This window comes from Dietzia sp. DQ11-44 (genome assembly GCF_014145205.1).
Taxonomy (GTDB): Bacteria; Actinomycetota; Actinomycetes; order Mycobacteriales; family Mycobacteriaceae; genus Dietzia; species Dietzia natronolimnaea.
In genome coordinates this window covers 1-2,737 of the sequence record NZ_JAALEC010000644.1, presented here as the reverse complement: position 1 = coordinate 2,737, position 2,737 = coordinate 1, and the positions used below count along the sequence as shown (strand labels likewise).

Genomic DNA, 2,737 nt, shown 5'->3' with positions numbered 1-2,737 from the left:
GCGGCGTGTGGATGCCGGGCTCTCTGGAGGAGGCCGAGCGCATCGCGACGGAGCAACTCGACGCCGGTGTGCCGATGATGGCCGAGGCGCGGGTGCCGTGGACCCGGGAGCTCTCCGCGCTCGTCGCCCGCTCGCCGTTCGGCCAGGGAGCGGTGTGGCCCGTCGTGGAGACGGTCCAGCGCGACGGGATCTGCGCGGTGGTGGTGGCACCGGCCACCGGGCTGCCCGACGATCTCCGCTCCGCGGTCCAGGCCACCGCCCTGCGCCTGGCCGAACACCTCGACGTCACCGGGGTGATGGCGGTCGAACTCTTCGAGGTCACCGGTTCCGACGGCCGCCCGGGTGTGCTGGTGAACGAACTGGCGATGCGACCGCACAACTCCGGACACTGGACCATGGACGGAGCCACCACCAGCCAGTTCGAGCAGCATCTGCGGGCCGTTCTCGACTATCCGCTGGGTTCCACCGTCCCGACGGCCCCCGTGACCGTGATGGCCAACGTGCTCGGCGCGGCCCGTGCCCCGGAGATGAGCATGGACGAGCGGGTGCACCACCTCGGGGCCCGGTTCCCGCACGCCAAGGTCCACCTCTACGGGAAGTCCGAGCGGCCGGGACGCAAGATCGGGCACGTCAACGTCCTCGCCGACCCCGGGGTCGACCCGGATGACGCCGACCAGGTCGCCACGGTCCGCGCGGTGGCCGAGCACGCCGCCCACTGGCTGTCCCACGGGGAATGGGCCGACGGGTGGGACCCCCACACGGGGGCACCGGTCGGCGACTTCGACCGCTGACGCCACCCCCTTCGACGAAAGGCACCACCATGACCGCACCACAGGGCGGGCCGCAGGTCGGTCTGATCATGGGCAGCGACTCCGACTGGCCGACGATGGAGGGCGCGGCGGAGGCGCTCGCCGAGTTCGGGATCCCCTTCGAGGTGGGCGTCGTCTCGGCCCACCGGACCCCGCAGAAGATGCTGGACTACGCCCGCTCGGCCGCGGGCCGGGGTATCCGGGTGGTGATCGCGGGTGCCGGCGGGGCCGCGCACCTGCCGGGGATGGTCGCCTCCGCCACCCCGCTGCCGGTCATCGGTGTCCCGGTGCCCCTGAAGCACCTCGACGGCATGGACTCGCTGCTCTCGATCGTGCAGATGCCGGCAGGGGTGCCCGTGGCCACCGTGTCGATCGGCGGGGCCCGCAACGCCGGGCTCCTGGCGGTCCGGATCCTCGCCGCCTCCGACCCGGAGCTCCGGTCCCGGATGGAGGGTTTCCAGGCCGAGCTGGAGGCGATGGTGGAGCGCAAGGACGCCGCGCTGCGCCAGAGCCTCCTGGGCTGATCCGCCCCGTCCTCCGCGGCACCGTCCGCCCCGCCCGGGAGGCCCGCCGCCCGGGCGGGGCGGGCGGTGCCCGACTGGTAACTTGGATGGCCGGGCGCGGCACGTCAGACCCCGCGGCGATATCGACGGTGAAGGTGCGTCGTCGGCATCGCCGGGAGGTGCCCCGGACGGTGTCCGCCGCGCGATCAGCACCGACGATTCCCTCTTGGAGGACCGCACATGTCCGGTAACCCCGACTTCGACCTGTACCAGCCCGCGGAGGAGCACGAGGAGCTCCGCGCGGCGATCCGTGCCCTCTCCGAGAAGGAGATCGAGCCGCACGCCGCGGACGTCGACGAGAACGAGCGGTTCCCGCAGGAGGCGCTCGACGCGCTCAACGCCTCGGGCTTCAATGCGGTCCACGTGCCGGAGGAGTACGGCGGGCAGGGCGCGGACTCTGTCGCGGCGTGCATCGTCATCGAGGAGGTCGCCCGCGTGTGCGGTTCGTCCTCGCTGATCCCGGCCGTGAACAAGCTCGGCACGATGGGCCTGATCCTGGCCGGAGGTGAGGACCTCAAGCAGCAGGTCCTGCCCGGGATCGCCGAGGGCGCGATGGCCTCGTACGCCCTGTCGGAGCGCGAGGCCGGGTCCGACGCCGCGGCCATGCGCACCCGCGCCCGCCAGGACGGCGACGACTGGATCCTCAACGGCGGCAAGGCGTGGATCACCAACGGCGGCAAGTCCACCTGGTACACCGTTATGGCCGTGACGGACCCCGAGAAGGGCGCCGGCGGCATCTCCGCGTTCATGGTGCACGCCGACGACGAGGGCTTCGGCGTCTCGAAGACCGAGAAGAAGCTGGGCATCAAGGGTTCGCCCACAGCGGAGCTGTACTTCGAGAACGTCCGCATCCCGGGTGATCGGATCATCGGCGAGCCGGGCACCGGCTTCAAGACCGCGCTGCAGACCCTGGACCATACCCGCCCGACCATCGGCGCCCAGGCCGTGGGCCTCGCCCAGGGTGCGCTCGACGCGGCGATCGCCTACACCAAGGAGCGCAAGCAGTTCGGCAAGGCGATCTCGGACTTCCAGAACACCCAGTTCATGCTCGCCGACATGGCGATGAAGGTCCAGGCCTCCCGTCTCATGGTGTACACGGCCGCCGCCAACGCCGAGCGCGGCAGCGCGCCGGGTGGGCAGAAGCTGGGCTTCATGGCCGCGGCGTCCAAGACGTTCGCCTCGGACGTCGCGATGGAGGTCACCACCAACGCCGTGCAGCTCTTCGGCGGCGCGGGCTACACCCGCGACTTCCCGGTCGAGCGCATGATGCGCGACGCCAAGATCACCCAGATCTACGAGGGCACCAACCAGATCAACCGCATGGTCATGGCGCGTCAGCTCCTGGGCTGATCCTCCGGGCACCGG

At 71.4% G+C, this 2,737-nt stretch carries 3 protein-coding genes; all 3 read left to right on the top strand.

Translation table 11 applies throughout. The features are described 5' to 3' along the window. Positions 1-791: 5-(carboxyamino)imidazole ribonucleotide synthase (locus tag G6018_RS14865; protein WP_182640031.1), on the top strand; the 791-nt coding region annotated here is incomplete at its 5' end. Between the two features lie 29 nt (positions 792-820). After that, a complete protein-coding gene (gene purE / locus G6018_RS14860; protein WP_179524768.1) occupies positions 821-1,333 on the top strand; it encodes a 5-(carboxyamino)imidazole ribonucleotide mutase in 513 nt (170 codons plus the stop codon). A 219-nt stretch (positions 1,334-1,552) separates the two neighbouring features. Beyond that, positions 1,553-2,722 (top strand): acyl-CoA dehydrogenase family protein, encoded by a 1,170-nt coding sequence (locus tag G6018_RS14855; RefSeq protein WP_179524769.1) that lies wholly within the window; start codon positions 1,553-1,555, stop codon positions 2,720-2,722. The last annotated feature ends 15 nt before the right edge of the window (positions 2,723-2,737 follow it).

Bases quoted from the DNA above. Each gene is read 5' to 3' on its own strand.
- purE (WP_179524768.1), top strand. From the start codon at position 821: ATGACCGCACCACAGGGCGGGCCGCAGGTCGGTCTGATCATGGGCAGC.
- G6018_RS14855 (WP_179524769.1), top strand. From the start codon at position 1,553: ATGTCCGGTAACCCCGACTTCGACCTGTACCAGCCCGCGGAGGAGCAC.